Origin of the sequence: Rosistilla oblonga, from assembly GCF_007751715.1 — a bacterium.
In the GTDB taxonomy this organism is placed as follows: Bacteria; Planctomycetota; Planctomycetia; order Pirellulales; family Pirellulaceae; genus Rosistilla; species Rosistilla oblonga.
In genome coordinates this window covers 7038897-7058766 of sequence record NZ_CP036292.1, presented here as the reverse complement: position 1 = coordinate 7058766, position 19870 = coordinate 7038897, and the positions used below count along the sequence as shown (strand labels likewise).

General features: G+C 59.2%; 13 protein-coding genes. 10 read left to right on the top strand and 3 right to left on the bottom strand.

Annotated elements, in window-relative coordinates; translation table 11 throughout:
- Nucleotides 1–78 precede the first annotated feature (78 nt).
- From fliP to CA51_RS24900, 5 genes are all read left to right on the top strand, one after another.
- The gene (gene fliP / locus CA51_RS24920; protein ID WP_145123814.1) at nucleotides 79–897 is read left to right on the top strand and encodes a flagellar type III secretion system pore protein FliP; all 819 of its coding nucleotides are present in this window, start codon (nucleotides 79–81) and stop codon (nucleotides 895–897) included.
- An 89-nt stretch (nucleotides 898–986) separates the two neighbouring features.
- On the top strand, nucleotides 987–1256 hold the full coding sequence (locus CA51_RS24915) for a flagellar biosynthetic protein FliQ (protein ID WP_145123813.1): 270 nt from the start codon (nucleotides 987–989) through the stop codon (nucleotides 1254–1256).
- Between the two features lie 40 nt (nucleotides 1257–1296).
- The gene (locus CA51_RS24910) at nucleotides 1297–2082 is read left to right on the top strand and encodes a flagellar biosynthetic protein FliR (RefSeq protein ID WP_145123812.1); all 786 of its coding nucleotides are present in this window, start codon (nucleotides 1297–1299) and stop codon (nucleotides 2080–2082) included.
- A gap of 82 nt (nucleotides 2083–2164) precedes the next feature.
- Nucleotides 2165–3241, top strand: coding sequence for an EscU/YscU/HrcU family type III secretion system export apparatus switch protein (locus CA51_RS24905; RefSeq protein WP_145123811.1), 1077 nt, complete (start codon nucleotides 2165–2167; stop codon nucleotides 3239–3241).
- 552 nt (nucleotides 3242–3793) lie between these two features.
- Nucleotides 3794–4438: a peroxiredoxin-like family protein gene (locus CA51_RS24900; protein ID WP_145123810.1), complete on the top strand. Its 645-nt coding sequence runs from the start codon at nucleotides 3794–3796 to the stop codon at nucleotides 4436–4438.
- A 35-nt stretch (nucleotides 4439–4473) separates the two neighbouring features.
- Here CA51_RS24900 and CA51_RS24895 read toward each other — a convergent pair whose 3' ends face one another.
- Entirely contained in the window at nucleotides 4474–5100 is a 627-nt protein-coding gene (locus CA51_RS24895; protein ID WP_145123809.1) for a hypothetical protein, read from the bottom strand.
- A gap of 444 nt (nucleotides 5101–5544) precedes the next feature.
- On the opposite strand from CA51_RS24895, the gene CA51_RS24890 reads away from it, so the two are divergent.
- From CA51_RS24890 to CA51_RS24880, 3 genes are all read left to right on the top strand, one after another.
- Nucleotides 5545–10854 carry a non-ribosomal peptide synthetase gene (locus CA51_RS24890; RefSeq protein WP_145123808.1) on the top strand — a complete coding sequence of 1770 codons (5310 nt, stop codon included), beginning with the start codon at nucleotides 5545–5547 and terminating at the stop codon, nucleotides 10852–10854.
- 16 nt (nucleotides 10855–10870) lie between these two features.
- On the top strand, nucleotides 10871–12589 hold the full coding sequence (locus CA51_RS24885; protein ID WP_145123807.1) for an NAD(P)-binding domain-containing protein: 1719 nt from the start codon (nucleotides 10871–10873) through the stop codon (nucleotides 12587–12589).
- Between the two features lie 339 nt (nucleotides 12590–12928).
- Complete coding sequence (locus CA51_RS24880; protein ID WP_231745885.1) at nucleotides 12929–13144, top strand: DUF4339 domain-containing protein; 216 nt, start codon at nucleotides 12929–12931, stop codon at nucleotides 13142–13144.
- Between the two features lie 456 nt (nucleotides 13145–13600).
- On the opposite strand, the gene CA51_RS24875 is transcribed toward CA51_RS24880, so the two are convergent.
- Together CA51_RS24875 and leuS are read right to left on the bottom strand one after the other, a co-directional pair.
- Nucleotides 13601–15817, bottom strand: coding sequence for a beta-galactosidase trimerization domain-containing protein (locus CA51_RS24875; protein WP_145123806.1), 2217 nt, complete (start codon nucleotides 15815–15817; stop codon nucleotides 13601–13603).
- A 33-nt stretch (nucleotides 15818–15850) separates the two neighbouring features.
- Complete coding sequence (gene leuS, locus CA51_RS24870; RefSeq protein ID WP_145123805.1) at nucleotides 15851–18688, bottom strand: leucine--tRNA ligase; 2838 nt, start codon at nucleotides 18686–18688, stop codon at nucleotides 15851–15853.
- A gap of 229 nt (nucleotides 18689–18917) precedes the next feature.
- Between leuS and CA51_RS24865 the strand changes: the two genes are divergently transcribed.
- Nucleotides 18918–19520 (top strand): sigma-70 family RNA polymerase sigma factor, encoded by a 603-nt coding sequence (locus tag CA51_RS24865; protein WP_145123804.1) that lies wholly within the window; start codon nucleotides 18918–18920, stop codon nucleotides 19518–19520.
- Nucleotides 19517–19780 carry an anti-sigma factor family protein gene (locus CA51_RS24860; protein ID WP_145123803.1) on the top strand — a complete coding sequence of 88 codons (264 nt, stop codon included), beginning with the start codon at nucleotides 19517–19519 and terminating at the stop codon, nucleotides 19778–19780. The genes CA51_RS24865 and CA51_RS24860 overlap by 4 nt, the downstream gene beginning before the upstream one ends.
- Nucleotides 19781–19870 lie beyond the last annotated feature (90 nt).

The following is a 19870-nucleotide window of genomic DNA, read 5'->3' as shown; positions in this document are numbered from 1 at the left end:
CTTCTCTTCCGCTGAACGCCCTGGTTTTCTACCCTCAGCCAACCTAAGGACGGTTTCCTCTCCAAGCGGTGTGCACGGATGCGACGAGGTTGGATCACCACTGTATTGCTCGGCTGCGTTGCTGCGACGATCAGCACCGCCGACTTGTGCGCGCAGGAAGTGATCACGCAGACGCCGATTCGGTTAGACGATCCGATGGACTTTGTCCGCCAGGGCCCCGAGCATTGGACCAGTCCCGAGGGGCTCAGCAGCAGTCTGCAGATCATGCTGTTGCTGACAGTCCTCAGCCTGGCCCCAGCGATCCTGTTGATGACCACCTGCTACGTGCGGATCATCGTCGTGTTTGGATTGTTGAAACAAGCGATGGGGTTGCAACAATTGCCTCCCAGCCAAGTCATGACCAGCATCGCGATGTTCATGACGCTGTTTGTGATGGGACCGATTTGGCATCAGGTCTACAAAGACGCGATCCAGCCCTACACCGACCCTGCGGTCGAGATGAGCCTTGAAGATGCGTGGAATATCGGCAAGGCGCCGATCTGTGAATTCATGAGCCGCCAGATCGCGGCGGCCGGGAATTACGACGACGTCCATCTCTTCTTCCGCTACGTCGACGGACCGCCCCCAACGGAGATGGCCGATGTGCCGATCCGCGTGTTGCTGCCGGCCTATATGCTCAGCGAATTGAAGGTCGCGTTTTTGATGGGCTTCAAGATCTATCTCCCCTTCTTAATCCTCGACATCGTCGTCGCCAGCGTCACGATTTCGATGGGTATGTTGATGCTGCCGCCGGGAGTGATCTCGCTGCCCTTTAAGTTATTGCTGTTTGTTCTGGTCGACGGCTGGCGTCTGGTCGTGCAAATGTTACTCGACAGTTTCGGCACGATCCCTGGTTGACGACGCGACCACCCACCACGACGACACACACCCAGCCAGCCAGCGACATCGGGCGAAAGCCCCAACGGAAAGACATCACAGGAAGAGACATGGACGCAAACTCCGCCGCCGATTTTGTTCGCGAAGCCTTGCTGCAAGCGGTGATCATCGCCTCGCCGCTGCTGTTCATGGGGATGGCTGCCGGATTGATCATTGGGTTGGTGCAAGCGTTGACGCAGATTCAGGATCAAACCGTTTCGTTTGTTCCCAAGATCTTGGCGATGGCGACCACGATGATCGTCTGCATGCCTTGGATGATCCAACGGATGGTCGAATTCGCGAGGGAATTGTACATCAGCGCCGGTCAGATCGGCCCATAGCGACCGCTGCCGTTCCCAAGGATTATCAAAGGCTCGCCCGATGGATTTGCTGACAGAAATCGGCCAAAACCAACTGCTGCTGTTCATGCTCGTGCTAACGCGCCTGAGCTTGATGCTGATGGGGATGCCCGGTATCGGTGCGGGAGTGCCGCGGCGAGTGAAAGCCTTCTTGGTGTTGGCGCTGACGGCGATGCTGTTGCCGCTGTTGGGCGATCTGCCCGTTCCGCCAGTCAACAGTATCACCGACCTCACGATCGCGATCGGCCGCGAAGCGATCGTCGGTCTGTTTATCGGGCTGGTGGTTCAATTGTTGATCACCGGAATCCAATTGGCTGGCGAACTGATCAGTTCGACCGCCGGTATGCAATTGGGGGCTGGCACCGATCCGCAGACCAAAGCGGCGATGCCGATCCTGGGCAACATGATCGGGATGATGGTAACGGTGATCTTGATGTCCGTCGGAGGTCAGCACATGATGTTCGACGCTTTGGTCAACAGCTTTACCACGATTCCGCCGGGGCAGGTTCGAGTCGAGATCGGTTGGATCCAGTTGCTGACGTATGAGTTGACCCAAGGGATGGCGACCGGCGTTCGCGCGGGAGCTCCCGTCGTGACCGGTCTGCTGCTGTCGAATCTGATCACCGGTTTGCTCAGCCGCACGCTGCCGCAATTGAACATTCTTGCCGTCGGTTTGAATGTCAACGCGATCGCAATGATGGCGATCTCTGCGATCGCGCTGGGGTCGTGCGGACTGTTGTTCGAGACCGAGTTGCTTGCGGTCTTCGAACGGCTTGGCGACCTGTTGGCGTCGGCCAAGCCGGACTGATCGAGTCGGCTGACACGTCGACGGATTTGAGTTTTGATTTAGTTTCCACTGCAACAGTTTTTGAAAGGACGCGTCAGACGCGATGGCGGACCAGGACGGCGAAAAGAGGTTTTCAGCCAGTGAGAGCCGGCGACAGAAAGCCCGCGAACAGGGACAAGTCGTCCGCAGCCAAGACCTGGCTTCGGCGGCTCTGCTGTTGGCCGCGCTGGCGGTGATCGGATATTTCGGGCGACCGATGGTGGCCGATGTTGCGGAGGTGTTAGCCAAATCGCTAGCCGATTCGGAAGTCGAAGCGTTTACTATCGAAAGTGCCAGCAGCTTGCTGACCCAAACCGGCTACTTCACCTTGATGGCCGTCGGGCCGATCATGGTCTGCATGTTCATCTGCGCGATCCTCGTCAACATCTTGCAGACCGGCCCGATGTTGTTGCCCGATAAACTGATGCCCAAGTTCAGCAACATCAGCCCGATGCAAGGGATCAAGCGTCTGCTGGCCCTCCCCAACTTCATGCGTCTGGGCTTTGGCATCTTTAAGCTCGCCGTGATCTCGGTCGTCGCGGCTATCTGTCTTTATCATTGGTACGAAGCGGTGTTGGCTGTTAGTCAATTCGGCGTCGCCGCGGTTGCCAAAGTGATCTTCGACGCCACCTTTTTCACCTGCCTTTGGATCGGCGGAGCATTGTTTGTTCTGGCCGCTTTCGATTTCGCCTTTCAATGGTGGAAGCACGAGCAGGACTTGATGATGACCGAGCAAGAGATGCGCGATGAGATGAAAGAGTCTCAAGGCGATCCGCAGGTCATCGCCCGCCGACGCCAGGTGCAACGCCAACTGGCGATGCAGCGGATGCAGTCGGATGTTCCCAATTCCGACGTGATCGTCACCAACCCGACCGAACTGGCGATCGCGATCAAATACGATCCGCAAACGATGGCCGCCCCGATCGTCTCTGCAAAAGGAGCCGGTCTGTTGGCGCAGAAGATCCGCCGCATCGGACTCGAGCACGGGATCGCGATCGTCGAACGCAAACCGCTAGCTCAAGCGTTGTACAAAAACGTCGAAGTTGGCCACCCGGTGCCCTCGGAACAGTACCAAGCCGTCGCCGAAGTCCTCCGCTACGTCTATCAATTAGAAGGCCGCGCGATGCCCGGCGCCGCATAAGCCAGCTCAGCCACGGAGCGGTTTTTTCACCGGACATCTGCAACCAGCGCTCCGCTGAAAAGCCCGCAGGGCAACACAGATGAACGGTGCCCGGCTGCTCAGCCCAGAGGGCTGCACACGAACTGCCAGTTCCGTCAGGCACCGGTCCCCGGACCGCAAGCCGCACAAGCTCGGAGGGCGTCAGATGGACGGCGCTCCCCTGCTCAGCCCGGAGGGCGGCACACGAACTGCCGGTGCCGTGAGGCACCGGACCTCGGACCGCAAGCCGCACCAAGCCCGGAGGGCGACACAAGCTTTCCGGTCCCTGTGCCACCCTCCGGGCTTTTTCTTCTCTATCAGCCCGCTCGCCTACCGGTGACTGACGCCACCGGCATTAGCTATGTCGCCCGTCGGGCAGCGTCTTTCTTCCAGCATCTTCAAATGCACTGACTGACACCCCACTGGTATTCGATCTATTGTCGCGACAACCCAACAGGGGGGTGGGCTGGCTGGACGGCACGTCTACCATGGAACAACGTTTACGTGTCAAACATTTCTCTGGAGAGTATTTCGATGTCGCTGAAAAAATTGTTGTCCCTGCGTTTGAGCCTCGGGCTGGCCGCGATCCTGTCCTGTTCGGCATTGGCGACAGCCGATGATGCTGCGATTGCTAGCGACGCGACCCAGACGAAGCCTTTAGAGGTTGGCGCGGCGCTGCCCGATGTTGCTGTCAAATCGGTCGATGGCAAACCGGTCAGCATCGCTTCGCTGCACCAAGACAAGCCCGTTGTCCTTGTCTTCTTCCGCGGCGGTTGGTGCCCGATCTGCACCCGGCACACGCAAACTTTGATCAAGGCCTATCCTGCGATCAAACAACTGGGAGCCGAACTGGTCGGCATCAGCCCCGATGATCCCCAGCACTCGCAAGCGAACGTCGCCAAGAATTCGATTCCGTTTCCAATCCTTTCGGACTCCGACCTGGCGGCAACCAAAGCGTTTGGGCTGGCATTCGAAGTCGATGCGCCAACCTTGGAACGCTACAAAGGATTTGGAATCGACCTCGAGAAGGCCTCCGGATTCAAGCACCACGGACTCCCCGTACCCGCGGTCTATATCGTGGACAAAAGCGGCAAAATCGTGTTCGCTCACAGCGACCCGAACTACCGCGAACGACTCGATACCGGAAAGGTCGTCGCTGCCTTGCAACAGCTGAAGTAATGCCAGCAACGCATTGAACTCCGCGCCGGCCCCGTCTACTGACGACTGGCCGCCGCCGTCAGATAGTGAGCCAGCGACTTGAAGTCGTCGATCGTCAGCGGCGTCGCACAAGCTGCTGCGGCGTGTGACGCGGCCAACGGAAACGGCTTCCCCGGCGGCAAGCCTTGCATCGCAAAGGCTTTGGGACCGGGGATGCCCAGGAAAAATTCGCCGACGTCGACATGTAAGTGTCGCGTCTCGCGGAAGTTTTCGGGCAAAAACATCCCCTGCCCATCGACCACTTCGGGCGACTCGCCGCCCCGGATGAACCAGACGGCCGAACTGACCGAACCCGACTTCGGTTGTGCCCAAATCAGGTGCCTCGCGACTACCTTTTCATGCTGGCCGCCGACTGCCACCACCGCGGGGGAATCGATCGTGATCGCCGTCGCCAATCGCAGTGCAACCGTCACGCGGTCTAACGACTGCTCGGCAGCTTGCAACACCTGCGTTCCGATCATCCCCAGTCCCGCCGAACCATCGCGAGCGCTGACGATCCGGAAATTGTCTCCATCGGCAACAGCGATCCCGAGCCCGATCCGCTGCAGTCGATGTTCTCCCTGGACCTTTTGAACATCCACAGCGATCACCGTCGTGAACATCGCCGCATAACGCAGCACCATTTCCGAGACTTTATCGACTTCCCCACCAGTAACTTTGGGTGTCGCGACGAGGACAGTGTTTGTCCAGTCTTGAAGTCCGTCGGCAGTTATAAGTTTGCCGGCAGGAATCTTCGAAATTATGGAGGGTTCGTCGGTTTCGGCGCAGCAATCGCTTGCGGTTAACACTGCGGTCACCAGGGTCGCGATCGCAAACCTGACCGCCTGCAATCTCCAAAACGTATCAACTCGATGAAGCGATCCAGCATTCCTCAAACTAGTGATCATGGCTCCTCTTTCAGGTCGCGACCCGTGATGCCTCGCAAAGCGTGGTGTACGTTTGGTTTTGTCTCGGTTGTCTATCCCCACTTCTGTGGAAAATGGTTAGACGTGCTTCCTCGCCTTACAGGCGACCTATTCTATCTTTATAGTCCAAAACTCTCTTAGTAAGACGTTGGGGAAAATTTGTTGGACGCGACGGAAAATAGCATCGACCACAATTCGCATCACCAGGGCTTCACGGCACCTGTCGCTACCTCTGCGCCGAAGGAGCTGCCGACGCTGGTCCATCGGCTGCGTTGGTACGGGCAGACCGAGCACGCGGATCGAACCGCGTTTACGATGGTCCTGGATCATGACTTCAACGACACCCAGCTGAACTATCGCGATCTCGACCATCGCGCCCGCGCGATCGCCGCTCGGATCCAAGCCCTTGGCGGCGCGGGCGAGCGAGTGCTGATCGTTCTCGATCCAGGCATGGATTACGTCAGTTCGCTGTTCGGGTGCATGTATGCCGGTGCCGTTGCGGTCCCCGTCTATCCGCCCAGCATGTTGCGGCTGCAGCACACCCTGGGGCGGCTGCAAGCGATCATCCAAAACGCCGACGCCAAAGTGATGCTCTCCAGTCGCGAGATCATTGGTCCGCAACTCAGCCCGCTCTGGAATCTCGACAACGCCGCGGCGATCGCTGTCGATGAGTTGTCGCTTTCGGCCGCCGACGATTGGCGTCCCTCGGCACCGGCCCCCGACGAACTCGCCCTGCTGCAATACACTTCCGGTTCGACAGGCATCCCTCGCGGCGTGGCGCTGACGCACGCCAACTTGATGCACAACCTGCGAGCCCTCGTCCGGCACTACCACTTCCCCGGCGCCAAAGCGTTGCACTGGCTGCCTCCCTATCACGACATGGGGTTGATCGGCGGAATCCTGTTGCCAGCCTATGAAGGTGTCGAGACGGTCATCCTGACGCCCAAGAACTTCATCTCCAATCCGCTGCACTGGTTGCAAGCGATCGACCGCTACCAAGGGACCAGCAACGGCAGTCCCAACTTTGGATACGAGCTGTGCGTTCGCAAGATCAAGCCGGAACAGTGCGAGGGGCTCGACCTAAGCAGCTGGAAAGTTGCGGTTTCCGGAGCCGAACCAGTTCGCGCTGCGACAGCAAAGCGATTCACGGAAAAGTTCCAACCGTATGGCTTCGATCCCGCAGCCTTCTCGCCCGCGATGGGGATGGCTGAAACGACAGTCATCATGACCGGCAGCCCGCTGGGCAAGATGCCGATCATGTATGAAGTCGACAGCCGCGCGCTGGCCGCTGGCCGCATCAAACAAGTCGACAAGCCGGGGCCCGGCACGCAGACGTTGGTCAGTTCGGGCGAACCGGTTTTGGGAATGGAAGTCGAAATCGTCGACCCGCAAACCTGCCGCTTGGCCGCGCCAGGCCAAGTCGCCGAGATCTGGGCGCGCAGCGGTTCGATCGCCGCAGGCTACTGGAACCAACCCGAACTAACGCAAGCCACCTTCCACGCGACGATCGCTGGCACCGGCGAATCGGGATACCTGCGGACTGGCGACTTGGGCTGCATCATCGATGGTCAATTGATCGTCACCGGGCGGATCAAAGAATTGATCATCATCGGCGGACGCAATTATTATCCGCACGACATCGAAGCGACCGTGCAATCGATCAGCGAAGCCTTTAAGCCCGATTCGGGGACGGCGTTTTCGATCGACCACGATGGGCAAGAGCAGTTGGTCGTGCTGCAAGAGGTTTGGCGGCCGGGCAAATTTGCCATCGATAACCTGCTGCCCGAAGCCTTGGAAGCGATCGCCGAAAGTCATCAGGTCACGCCCCATGCGATCGTGTTGGTGAAGTCGGGATCGTTGCCCAAAACATCCAGCGGGAAACTTCGCCGTCGCGATTGCCGGCAGATGTTCCTCGACGGAGAGCTTTCCGAAGTCCGACGCTGGCAAGCTGGCGGGTTCGCCGCAACCCAGGCGGCTGCGGAGTTCGAAGCTCCCGAAACGGAGACCGAAGTCGCGCTGGCATCGATCTGGAACGAACTGCTGCACGTCGATGAGATCAGCCGACACCATGACTTCTTCGATCTCGGCGGCCAGTCGCTGCTGGTTGGCCAGTTGGTCACGCGGATCGGCGAACAGTTTGGTGTCGAGATCGGACTCTCCACGCTCTTCAGCCACAGCACACTGGGCCGACTTGCCGCTGCGATCGATGCGGGGGAAGGACGTCTTAAAGACGAAGTCACACGACGCAACAGCGACGCCAAGGTGGCGCCGCTGTCGGCCGCGCAACAACGCTTCTGGTTGTTGCACGAACTGGAACAGACCAACGCGTTTTTGCATGTCCCCGTCTCGCTGCAAATCACCGGCGACGTCGACGCCGATCGATTGGAAGCCTCGCTCGCCGCGATCTGCCAACGTCATCCGGCGCTGCGAACGATCATCGAGATGTCGGGCGATGTGCCGATGCAACGCGTGCTGGACGATGCGCCGCTGCGTTTGCAAAGGCTGACCGCTTCGCCCGAAAACGTCGCCAAAGTTCGATCCGATTTGGTTCGCCAGCCATTTGATTTGCAAACCGCTCCGCTGATGCGAGCGGCACTGATCGAAACCGGTCCGTCGCAATATCAGCTGGAGATCGTATTGCATCACATCGTTTGTGATGCCAGCTCGGTCGAGATCCTGTTGCGCGATCTGATCGCCGCGGCTCCGGTCGCTCCAGAACAGCTGACCTATCTCGATTTCGCTCAATGGGATCAATCCGAATCGCACATCGCACAGATCGATCAAAAGGTCGGCTATTGGCAAACGCGACTCGCCGGAATTCCCGAGCGTCTGCAGTTGCCAGCTGCGGAATCCGATGTGGCCGCGTCCGACGAATCGCCAGCGATCACGCGAGCCTTGGATAGTTCGCTCGCTCGCGATCTCGAAAGCGTCGCTCGCGACCACGGCACCACTGCGTCGATGGTCTACCTGGCCGCCTACCAACACGTCCTCTCGCGATACACCGGATCGTCCGATCTGCCGATCGCGATGCCAACGACCGATCGCCCCTCGTCGCAACTGGCCGCGACGGTCGGATGCTTCATGAACCCGATCATCTTCCGCGGCCAAATCGATCGCCAAGCTTCGTTCCTGCGATTGCTGCGCTCGACACGAGATCATCTGCTGCACGATTTGGAACATGCCGACGTGCCGTTCCAACGCGTGGTCGAATCGATCGATCACCAGCGGTCGCTGGACGCGATGCCGTTGGCGCAAAACATGTTCCTGTTCCAACAGCCGCTGCATGCCAGCGACGCCCCGATCGAGATCGCCGGCGGCACGCTGCAAGCGGTCCAACCCGACTACGCCGCCGTCACGGCATACGACCTGTCGATGGTCATCCATCCGTCGTCGACGACCGAGATCACGGTGGTGCACAACGATCACATCGATCGTGCGACAGCGGAAGGCGTTCTGGATCTGATGGAAGCGACGCTGCAAGCGATCGCCGCCAATCCCGCTTGTGCGCTGATCGACTTGCCCAGTGCATCGCCGACCGATCGCCAAGCTTTCGAACAACTGAACCTCGCCACCGCCGCGGAATGTGATTCGGCAACGCTCTGCGATCGGCTGGCCGATGTCGCCGCCAATGCGGCTGATAAGATTGCGATCACCGACGACCATCGCGGACTCAGCTACCGCGATCTCGACGCGCAATCGACAGCCTTGGCCAAGGTCTTGCGGCAACGAGGCATCGCGGCCGGGAATCTGGTTGGCGTCGACATGCAGCGATCGATCGAGATGCTTGTCGGGATGCTGGCGGTTTGGAAAGCGGGAGCGGCTTATGTGCCGTTGGATCCGGCGCTTCCGCAAGAGCGACTGGCGATGATGATCGAAGATGCCGGGCTCGCGGCGATCCTCTCCGATACAACATCGATGCAGGCCGACGTTCCCGTCTGGCAGTTCGCCGAACTGAGTCGATTGGATGCGCAAGATCTGTCGCTGGACGGACCTCTGCCGACGGATCTCGCTTACGTGATCTATACATCCGGTTCGACGGGCAAACCCAAAGGCGTTGCGATCGAACATCACAGCGTCGCCAATCTGTTGAACAGCTTCGCCGCGCGTCCCGGCTTCACCGCCGACGATTCGATCCTGGCTCTGACCACGACTTCGTTTGACATCTCGGTGTTGGAGCTGTTTCTGCCGCTGTGGGCCGGCGGGCACGTGCGGTTGACCGCCGATCGAGCGGCGACCGAACCAGAGTCGCTGAAATCGATCCTCGAAACCGAACCGATCACTCACCTGCAGACAACGCCCTCGACGCTGCGTGTCTTGATGACGACCGGTTGGACACCCAGTCAACAGTTGCGGGTATTCAGCGGTGGCGAACCGTTGCCAGCCGATCTCGCGAGCCAGTTGTTGGCCAGCGGGTGCGAGCTGTGGAATGTCTATGGTCCGACCGAGACGACCGTCTGGTCGACAATCTCCCGAGTCGAAGGCGAACGCGTTTGCATCGGCCAAGCGATCGACAACACCACGATCTATCTGCTCGATCCTGAATTGCGCCCCGTGCCACGCGGCGTCTCGGGCGAGTTGTGCATCGGCGGATCCGGAGTGGCTCGCGGCTATTGGAACCAACCCGAACTGACGCGCCAGCGTTTTGTCACGCTGCCGCCGACGTCCTTCTCCGCCGACGACTCATCCACAACCGACCAGCCCTCGCCGCGCGTCTACCGGACCGGCGACCAAGTGCGAATCGACAGCCGAGGCCAGCTGCACTTCTTGGCTCGCAACGACCGACAGATCAAACTCCGCGGCTTCCGGATCGAGCTGGATGAGATCGAATCGGCGATCGAATCGGTCGCGGGAGTTCATCGCGCGGCGGTCGTCGTTCGCGGCGAAGCAGCTCAACAGCAGATCGTCGCCTTCTGCCAAACCGACGTCGATGTCGATGCGATTCGCCAATCGATCGGCGGTCGACTGCCGCAATACATGCTGCCGTCGACGATTTGTCGGCTGCCAGCGATCCCGCAAACTCCCGCCGGCAAGACCGACTACAAAGCGTTGCCGCTTCCGAACACGGAGCCTGTGGCGGTCGCAGCGATTGCGCTGCCGCAGACGCCGCTGGAACATGCGGTTGCCAATCTCTGGCAGGAAGTTTTGCAGACCGGACCGATCGGCCGCGACGTAAGTTTCTTCGAGCTCGGCGGCAACTCATTGCAAGCGGCACAGCTGTTATCGCGGCTCCGCGACCAATTCGAAGCGAAGATTCCGCTGCGGCTGCTGTACGATTCGCCAACGATTGCAGCGATCGCCGAATCGATCGTGCAGGATCAGCTGCAGCAGGCCGATATCGATGAAATCCGCATGCTTGAAGAACTGGAGAGCCTCTCGGACGAGGAGGTGCAACGACGACTGGGCAGCTTGGATGCCAGCGGTGACGACGACGCAGGTCGCGACCGCAACGACAACTTGAGCGATTCCCAATAGCGAACGAGCCCGAAACATGACCACGACAGAAACCATTCGCGACATCGACCACTTGATCCTCGGCGCCGGCCCTGCAGGGCTGCAGCTTGCCTATTTCATGGACCGCGAGCAACGCGATTATCTGGTTCTCGAAGCAAACGATCGCGCCGGAGCGTTTTACGAACGGTTCCCGCGACACGGTAAACTGATCTCGATCAATAAGGTCTACAACGGCTATACCGAGCGACGGGCCCAGTTGCGATACGACTGGAATTCGCTGTTGTGCGATGACGATGGTTTTAACTTCCAGAACTATACCGACGCCTATTATCCCAACGCACAACTGTACGCGCAATACCTGCGCGATTACGCAGCCCGCTTCGATCTGAAGATCCAATACAACACCTGGATCAGCGATGTCAGCCGTGCCGAGGACGGGTCGGGCAGGTTTATCGTTCGCGATGCCGACGGCAACCTCTACCGTTCGCGAACGTTCACCGTCGCGACGGGAGTTTCCAAGCCGTACGTTCCCGAAATCCCGGGCATCGAACTGACCGAAAACTACTTCGACATGTCGATCGATCCCAAGGATTACGCCGACCAGCGGCTGTTGATCATCGGCAAGGGGAACTCGGCGTTTGAGACGGCGAACCATCTGCTCAACGCCACCCGCGTCACGCACCTGGCCAGCCCTGGGGCGATCAAGATGGCTTGGCAGTCGCACTTCTTCGGCCACCTGCGAGCTGTTAACAATGAGTTCCTGGACACCTACATTCTGAAGGGACAGAACTCCGTCCTCGACGCCAACATCGACAAGATCGAAAAGGTCGACGGGGAATACCGCGTCAATATCACGTTTACGCACGCCGAAGGACAGCGAGCGGAAATGGCTTACGATCGCGTGATCTGCTGCACCGGATTCCGCTGGGACCCGAAGTTCTTTGGCGAGAACTGCCGCCCCGATATGGCTTGCGAAGACCGCTTGCCCGCGATGACAAGCGGCTGGGAATCGACAAACATTCCCAACCTGTATTACGCCGGCACGATCATGCAGATCCGCGATCTGAAGAAGACGATGTCGAACGTGCTGCACGGTTTTCGGTTCAACATTAAATCGCTGTACAACATCATCGCACAGCGACACGAATCGACGCCCTATCCGTCGCACCGCTTGCCGTTGGCTGCCGAACCGCTCGCCGACAAGATCATCGACCGCGTCAGCAGCGACGCCGGGCTGATGCACCAACCGGGCTTCTTGGGCGATTGTATGGTGGTCGACCGCGAGACGGGCGAGTCGCGGTATCACGAGGGGCTGGCTGTCGATTACATCTTGGACAGCGAATTTGGCCAACAGCAAGACTATTACATCATCACGATGGAATACGGCGACTTTGAAGGGAACGTCTTCAGCCTCGAACGCGAGCCGCATCCGGAGAAGGCTTACAACGACGCCTACCTACATCCGCGGATCCGCCACATGCGCGGCAACGCATTGATCGCCGAGCATCACATCAGCGAATCGCTCGAAAACGACTGGCGGCTGAACGAACATTGCGGCAAACGGAAGCTGATCCGCGCGATCGATTTCGTCGGCCAAGAGGATCCGACGCAGTACCAGCAGACCCACTTCGACAAGCTCGTTTGCTTCTTCGAACGGCAGCTAGCCGTCGACACCGCGTCGGCAACGCCGATGTGCCACGAGTCGAGCAGTCCCACAGCGTGCTCCACCGCCTGCGAAGTCTCCCAAAAAGCGTAGGCACCAAAGCGAAGCGCGATCAACGCATACCAGCACGAAGCGCAAGCGAGTGATTCGAATTCCACTCGCGACAGCGTCGCGCCCGCATGCGAAAATCACGAGAATTCACTCGCTTGCGCTTCGTGCTGGTATTTGCAACGCAGCTTAGCGCCCAGTTGAGATATCGGCTGGGGAGGATTTGAACACCGCCACGCAATGCACTTGTCCGCAAGTGCCTGGGTAATATCGGCAATCATCGGGATAGTTTTTCAATGCCCCATCCAAACTGGCTATAACCGGTCGAGCAGTAGCCGCGGGGCTTCGGTATCGTAATTCTCGATAAACGAAGGGACGCCGAGTATGTCAGTGAACTGGTATTACATGAAGCGTGGCTGGTTGGGTTCGAAACGAGTCGGCCCGATCCGGGAACCAGAATTTCTGCACCGGATCGATTCGGGGGAGATACGTCCCGAAACACTCATCCGCTGCCTTTCCAAAACGCGTGGTGCTTGGGTCTTTATGAGAACGATCACGCCAGCGATGAAGCGTTGGAACGAAAAACATCCAACCGTGTAGACACTCGCATCGCAGCCTGCTCAAGTCCACGGTCCACAAGCTCCACGCGTTCTGAGAGATTGAATACATCTTTTGTGGTTGCGAGGCGAGCATCCCGGAGCGCGCGGAAGTCGAATTCTTCCGGGTGCGGCACAAAAAAACCGCCCGTAGAACGCCGGTTCAATAAGCCGTCGCGAGTCAGCAGGACCATTGCTTCACGCAACGCATCCCCGTGAACTCCCGCTCGCTGCGACCACTCCACGACTCCCGGCGGGCAGTTGGCCACAGGCGAGCACTCTATGGAGGTCCGTGTAGCACCTAAATACCAGCACGAAGCGCAAGCGAGTGGATACATGACGCATGCGAGCGAACACACGGCGCAAGCCGTGGATTCTGATCACTCGCTTGCGCTTCGTGCTGGTATTTTTGAGTGATCGAATTTCACTTGCTTGCGCTTCGTGCTGGTGTTTGTAGGTGCTACTCTGCTTCGGTTTGCAGCGACAGCACTACCGCTTCGTTCTGTTTCCAGGGAACCGTTACTTGGCGTCCGTTCTGGAGCATCGTTCCCGTCCGTTCGTTGCGGACTTGGGTGACGGGTGTGGCGAACTGAAGCGTGATTTCTAGCTCCGATGATTTGAGTCCGACCGAGTTGCCGCCGCCTTGTGAGTTCCCGCTGACGTCGGGATTGAAGCATACGAACAGCAGCGTTCGCGGCGGCTGGCCCTCGTCGGTGGGCATCCGCCAGTAGGTGATCTCGTATCCAAACGTCTGCTCGCTTTCATCGGCGATCCGAACCCACGGTCGCACACCCGCGTCGAAGATCGGCTGTATGAACCGATCACGCTTAGCCGCGGTTTGCATTCCTTGCTCGCGATAGGCGTTGTACCACTGGGGCGATAGATTCATCAGCCACGCTTGTCCCTCTCCAAAGCGTGCCGTCTGCCCGGTGGGGAAGTCGCGGATGGCGAGATGGAAACCGCTTTCGTCGACCAGGCAAGTGTTCTTGTTGGTCAAGAAGTCGGTCGCGGTTTTGTAGGAGTAGTTCGCGTCCTGATCGACTTCCACCCACAGCGATTCTCCAAAGATCGACTTGGCCGCAAGCGAACTGGGTTGCTCGATACCGAACATGTCGTCCAACGCTCCGCCCTCGGGGCGTCCGGTGCCATGTTGGTCCCACATGCCCGGCAGGTAGTCGGCGATGACCGTTCCGCCTCGTTTGCAAAACGCGCGAATCGCGTCGGCTTCCGCATCGGATAACGCCAAGCAAGCGGGCAGGATCAGAACGTCGTACTCGTCGGGAATCCCCTGCTGGATCGCATCGACATAACTGATGAAATCGTATTGCAAACCGGAATCGCGAAGCATGTTCTCCCAAGCTTTGCGGACGTTGGCAGCGCTGCTGAGTCGATGGTCGTTGTTGCGATTTCGCCAGGTTTTCCCATGGGCTTCCGCGTCGAGGATCCATCCGAGTTGAATCGACGCATGGCTGTAATAGATCGCCACGCGATCGTGTTGCCAGCGGCTGCCGACCAGCAGAGGCCCGATCGTATCGCCCGCCTCGCGGTACGACGGAGCTACCTCGCGATGCCACGGTTTTGGTGTCTCGCCATCGAACCATCCGTCGACCCAGCCGATGAAGCCGCGGTTGCCGTGCGCCAGGTAATACCAAGTCTGCCAGATCGTATCGTCGACCGAGCGATGAAAGTGGGTGGTGACTGCCGGCAGCCCGTTCTCGGGATTAAGCGAGCGGATGATCGCCTGCGATGAGCCGAGGTTGTAGCTTTCGATGAACTGCACCTTCCGCATCAGTTTGGCATAGTCGTATCCGCCAAAAGGGCTCGGCATCTGGCCGCCCACGAGACCGCACGGCGTGGCGGGATCCAGCGTGTTGGAGTATTGAACCAGTTCGCCGATCTGGTTGCTCCACCACGAGTCGTTGAACGTCCATTGGTCCATCAGCGGACTGGCGTCGAACTCGGCGATGGTCGTTTCGCGGAGATGCGGGAGGAGCGTGTCGTAGCTGATCCATTCGGTTCGCTTGGGCGCGTTCGCCTCGCCGTAGATCTCCGTCAACCAATCCTGGTAGGCCGCCGGATCATCGGTGATCTGCCACATCGTCGGATGGACAAAATGCCCCCAGGAGGCTTCATCATCCAGTGCATACGCGACGCGCTGCGGCGAATCTCGGACCGCCGTGATATGTTTCCGCATTCGATCCCGCAGTTGCGTTAGCGTCTGCTGGTTCATCGGCACCGTTCGGATGCCGGTCGAATGCAACGCATCGAGATGGGGCTTTACTTCGCCGCCATCAAACAGATGTAGCAATCCCTTGCCAGCAGCGTGATCCATATAGAAGGGGAGGCGAAATTTCTCCAGCCACTGCAGCCGCCCGCGCGGCGATCCGGCGGTGCCGATGTCGTCGCGATCGACAAAGCCGCCGTTGTAACCATGCTCTTGGCTCCAACGCCCCGCAGCGTCGTCAAACCCGATCGTCCACCGGTAGGTCCACGGCATGTAGGTCCAGCTAGGAAACGCCTGCAGTGCCCATTGGCGGTCTTGATGCACGCGTTGGAAATCGCGTGAATGCTGGACGTAGTGCCTGTACGGATCGGCATCCTGTTGCCCCACTGCAAGCGATGAAAAAAACAGGACCACTGCGAACCCAAAGGGGACGGCGGTGACTCGCTTGCACATGGGGCAACCTCGTGCGACGGTGATACGGCGGGACTACTTCACGACCAAGTTGACCAGGCGTCCGGGGACGACGATCTTCTTGACGACCTGCTTGTCGCCGATCGCGGCGACCACTTTTTCGTCGGCCAATGCGATCGCGAGGACTTCGTCTTGCGAGAGGTCGGCGGCGACTTGGATCTTGGCGCGGACCTTGCCCTGGATCTGAACCGGCAATTCGATCGATGATTCGACCAATGCCGCTTCGTCGTGCTCGGGCCAAGTGGCGTAAGTCAGCGTGCCGTCATGCCCCAGCAGTCCCCACAACTCTTCGCTGACATGCGGAGCGTACGGAGCCAGCATCAGGACAAAGCTTTCCATCGCCGCGCGAGGGCGGACCTTCTGCTTGCTGAAGAAGTTGACGAACTCCATCATCCGCGCGATCGCTGTGTTAAAGCCCAGCGTGTCGGTGTCGTGCGTAACCGCTTTGATCGTCTGATGCAGCACACGGTTCTGCTCTTCGGTCGGCGCGACGTCTTGCACCTCCGCAGCCAACGTCGGCGTTTCAGCATCTTCGTCGGCGATCATTCGCCACACGCGATCCAGGAATTTGCGGATCCCGCCGACGCCCGCCATGTTCCACGGCTTGGTCGCTTCCAACGGGCCCATGAACATCTCGTACATCCGCAGCGTGTCGGCACCATGGACTTTGATGATGTCGTCTGGGTTGACCACGTTCCCGCGGCTCTTGGACATCTTGTCCGCCTTGGGCGTCAGTTCGATATCGGTTCCGGCTAGATAGGTTTGCCCCTGACGCTTTTCGGTCATGTCGTCCGACAAGTCGGCGCCACCAGCGGTCTGCTGCAGGATGTACGAAACCTTGTCGTTATTCTCGACGCGAACCGGCGTCACGCCCAGCGATGTCAGTTTGGCTTCCGCCGCTTCGGCTGCTGCTTCGCTGACGTGGTACTGCGGTTGGCCAAGGATCATCCCTTGGTTGACCAAGCGGCCAAAGGGCTCGGGACAACTGACGTGCCCGCGATCGTAGAGGACTTTGTGCCAGAAGCGAGAGTACAGCAGATGCAGCACCGCGTGTTCGGCACCGCCGATGTACAGATCGACCGGCATCCAAGCCTTTTCCTTTTCAGGATCGATAAAGGCGTCGCCGTTCTTGGGGTCGATGAACCGCAGGTAGTACCAACACGAACCAGCCCACTGAGGCATCGTGTTCGTTTCGCGTTTGTATCGCTTGCCGTCGATCTCGACATACAGCCACTCGTCGGGCGATTTGCCCAGCGGCGGTTCCGGTTTTCCGTGCGGTTTGTAATCTTCCAGATGCGGCAGATCGATCGGCAGGTCGGCGACATCGACAGCGCGGATGTTGCCCGTCGGATTGCCAGCGTCGTCCAGTTCGTGCAGGATCGGGAACGGTTCGCCCCAGAATCGCTGACGGCTGAACAACCAATCGCGGAGCTTGTAATTGACAGCTTCGTGCCCAGTCCCTTCCGCTTCCAGCGCCTCGGAGATCTTCTGCTTGAAGTCGGCCGTGGGGACTCCGTTGTACGGGCCGCTGTTGATCGCGTTGCCGTGTCCGGCGAAACAGGCTTCGCCCGCCAGCACCTGATCGCGCTCTTCATGCACCTCGCCCGGATCGACGACCGGCGTGATCGGCAAGTCGAACTTCTTGGCGAATTCAAAGTCCCGCTGGTCGTGCGCCGGGACCGCCATGATCGCACCGGTGCCGTAGTGAATCAGCACGTAATCGCTGATCCAGATCGGCGTCGGTTGTCCGTTGACGGGGTTGATCGCGTAGGAGCCGGTGAAGACGCCCGACTTCTCTTTGTCCTCCTGACGCTCGCGGTCGCTCTTGTTCGCCGCCGCTTGGCAGTAGGCTTCGACCTCCGCTTTTTGGTCGTCCGTCGTCAGGCGATCGACAAACGGATGTTCCGGAGCGATCACCATGTACGACGCGCCGTAAAGCGTGTCGGGGCGGGTCGTGTAGATCCGCAAGCTGTCGTCGGTTGGCTTTGCAGGAAACTCGCTGCGGGCACTTTTCCAAGTCTGGAAGTCATCGACCTCGCCGACAAAGAAATCGACTTCCGCCCCCGTGCTGCGGCCGATCCAATCGCGCTGCATCGTCTTGATGCTCTCGGGCCAATCGACCGATTCCAAGTCGTTCTGCAAGCGGTCGCCGTAAGCGGTGATCCGCAACATCCACTGTCGCAGCGGACGGCGTTCGACCGGATGGCTGCCCCGTTCGCTCTTACCATCGACAACCTCTTCGTTCGCCAACACTGTCCCCAGCGCCGGGCACCAGTTCACCAACGCATCGCTCTGGAAGGCCAAGCGATGATCGTCTTGATAGCTGCGGACCGCGTCGGCTCCCGCGGCGGTGACCTCTGCCGGGATCGGCAGTTCCGCAATCGGACGCCCCTTCTGTTGATCGGCATCGAACCACGTGTCGAACAACACCAAGAAGATCCACTGGGTCCAGTGGAAGTAATCGACGTCGGTGGTCGCGATCTCGCGGTCCCAATCGTAACTGAAGCCGAGCGACTTCAGTTGTCGGCGGAAAGTGGCGATATTCTTTTCGGTCGACGCTCGCGGCGGCGTGTTGGTTTTGATCGCGTGCTCTTCGGCGGGCAGGCCAAAGGCGTCGAAGCCCATCGGGTGCAGGACCGAGACGCCGCGCATGCGGTTGAAACGGGACACGATATCGGTCGCCGTGTAGCCTTCGGGGTGACCGACATGCAACCCATCGCCGCTGGGATAGGGGAACATGTCCAGGGCGTACAGCTTCTTGTCGCCCGGCATCTCGGGGGCGGCGAAGGTTTTGTTCTGCTCCCAATACGCTTGCCATTTCGGCTCGATCTGGGCAGGGTTGTATCGTGGCATCGGATCTGCTGAGGAAGAGTTTTTTAAGGGTATGTAGTGTTTTTCGCGTCGGGGCACAATTTTACCGGAGCATGTACAATGCGGATAGCCACGCAGCCCCAGCAGCCAGGCCGCCGCTGTTTTGGCTACCCTTATGGCGAACCGTGAGCTACATCACACCGTCGCGGCGGGCGATCGCGTTCAATAGGCGCACGCGAGTTGGCAATCTTCTTTTTACGGCTGGAGACAGATGGATAATCCTGCTGAACCTGAAGGCCCTGGGCTGCTGGAACCAGCCAGCTGGGTCGACGAACATGGTGATTTCCTTTTCCGATACGCGGTCTCGCGGCTGCGGAACGCCGAAGCGGCTGAAGAGGTGGTGCAGCAGACGTTTTTGGCTGGTTTGCAACATGTGCATCAGTTCTCGGGCAAAGGATCCGAGCGAGGTTGGCTGACCGGCATCCTGAAACGCAAGGTCATCGATCTGATTCGCGTTCGCCAGCGAACCGAGAACTTGATCGATGATGACGGTGGCAATCCAATGGATCAGATGTTCGACCGCGCCGGCAACTGGAAGAAAAGCGTGCGATCGACCCTCATGCAACCACTCGATTCGTTGGAGCGGGAGGAATTCTGGCCGATTCTACGGCAGTGCCTGCACCGATTGCCTGCGAATCAAGCCGATGCGTTTACGTTGCGGGAGATGGAAGACCTGGGAACCGAAGAAATTTGTAAGGAACTTGCGATCACTCCGTCGAACCTCTGGGTCTTGCTCCATCGGGCGCGTGTTCGCCTGGCGCAGTGCATGAAAGCTCGCTGGAACCAAGACAGGGACCAACTGGACACGCGATGATGCTCAGCTGCAAAGAAATCTCCAAGCTCGTCTCCGAATCGCTCGAAACCAAGCTGACGCTACGTCAGCGGGTCGAGCTTTGGATGCACCTGCGGCTCTGTCGGCTGTGCGCTGCGTTTCGTCGCGATGTCGATACGCTGCATCTTCGCACGCAGCAACACGTGGAAGAGCTCGACAGCGATCGCAGCGTCGCAAAAGCGAAGCTCTCCGCAGGGGCTCGCCAGCGGATCAAGCAAGCGATCGAAGCCCGCAACGACTGAGCTGTTTCGATTTGCATTTCTATATCGCGCGTCGACGATCTTGGCGAATGCGCTGTCAGTCCCCACGCTTCTCCGCGGCAATCGCTGTGA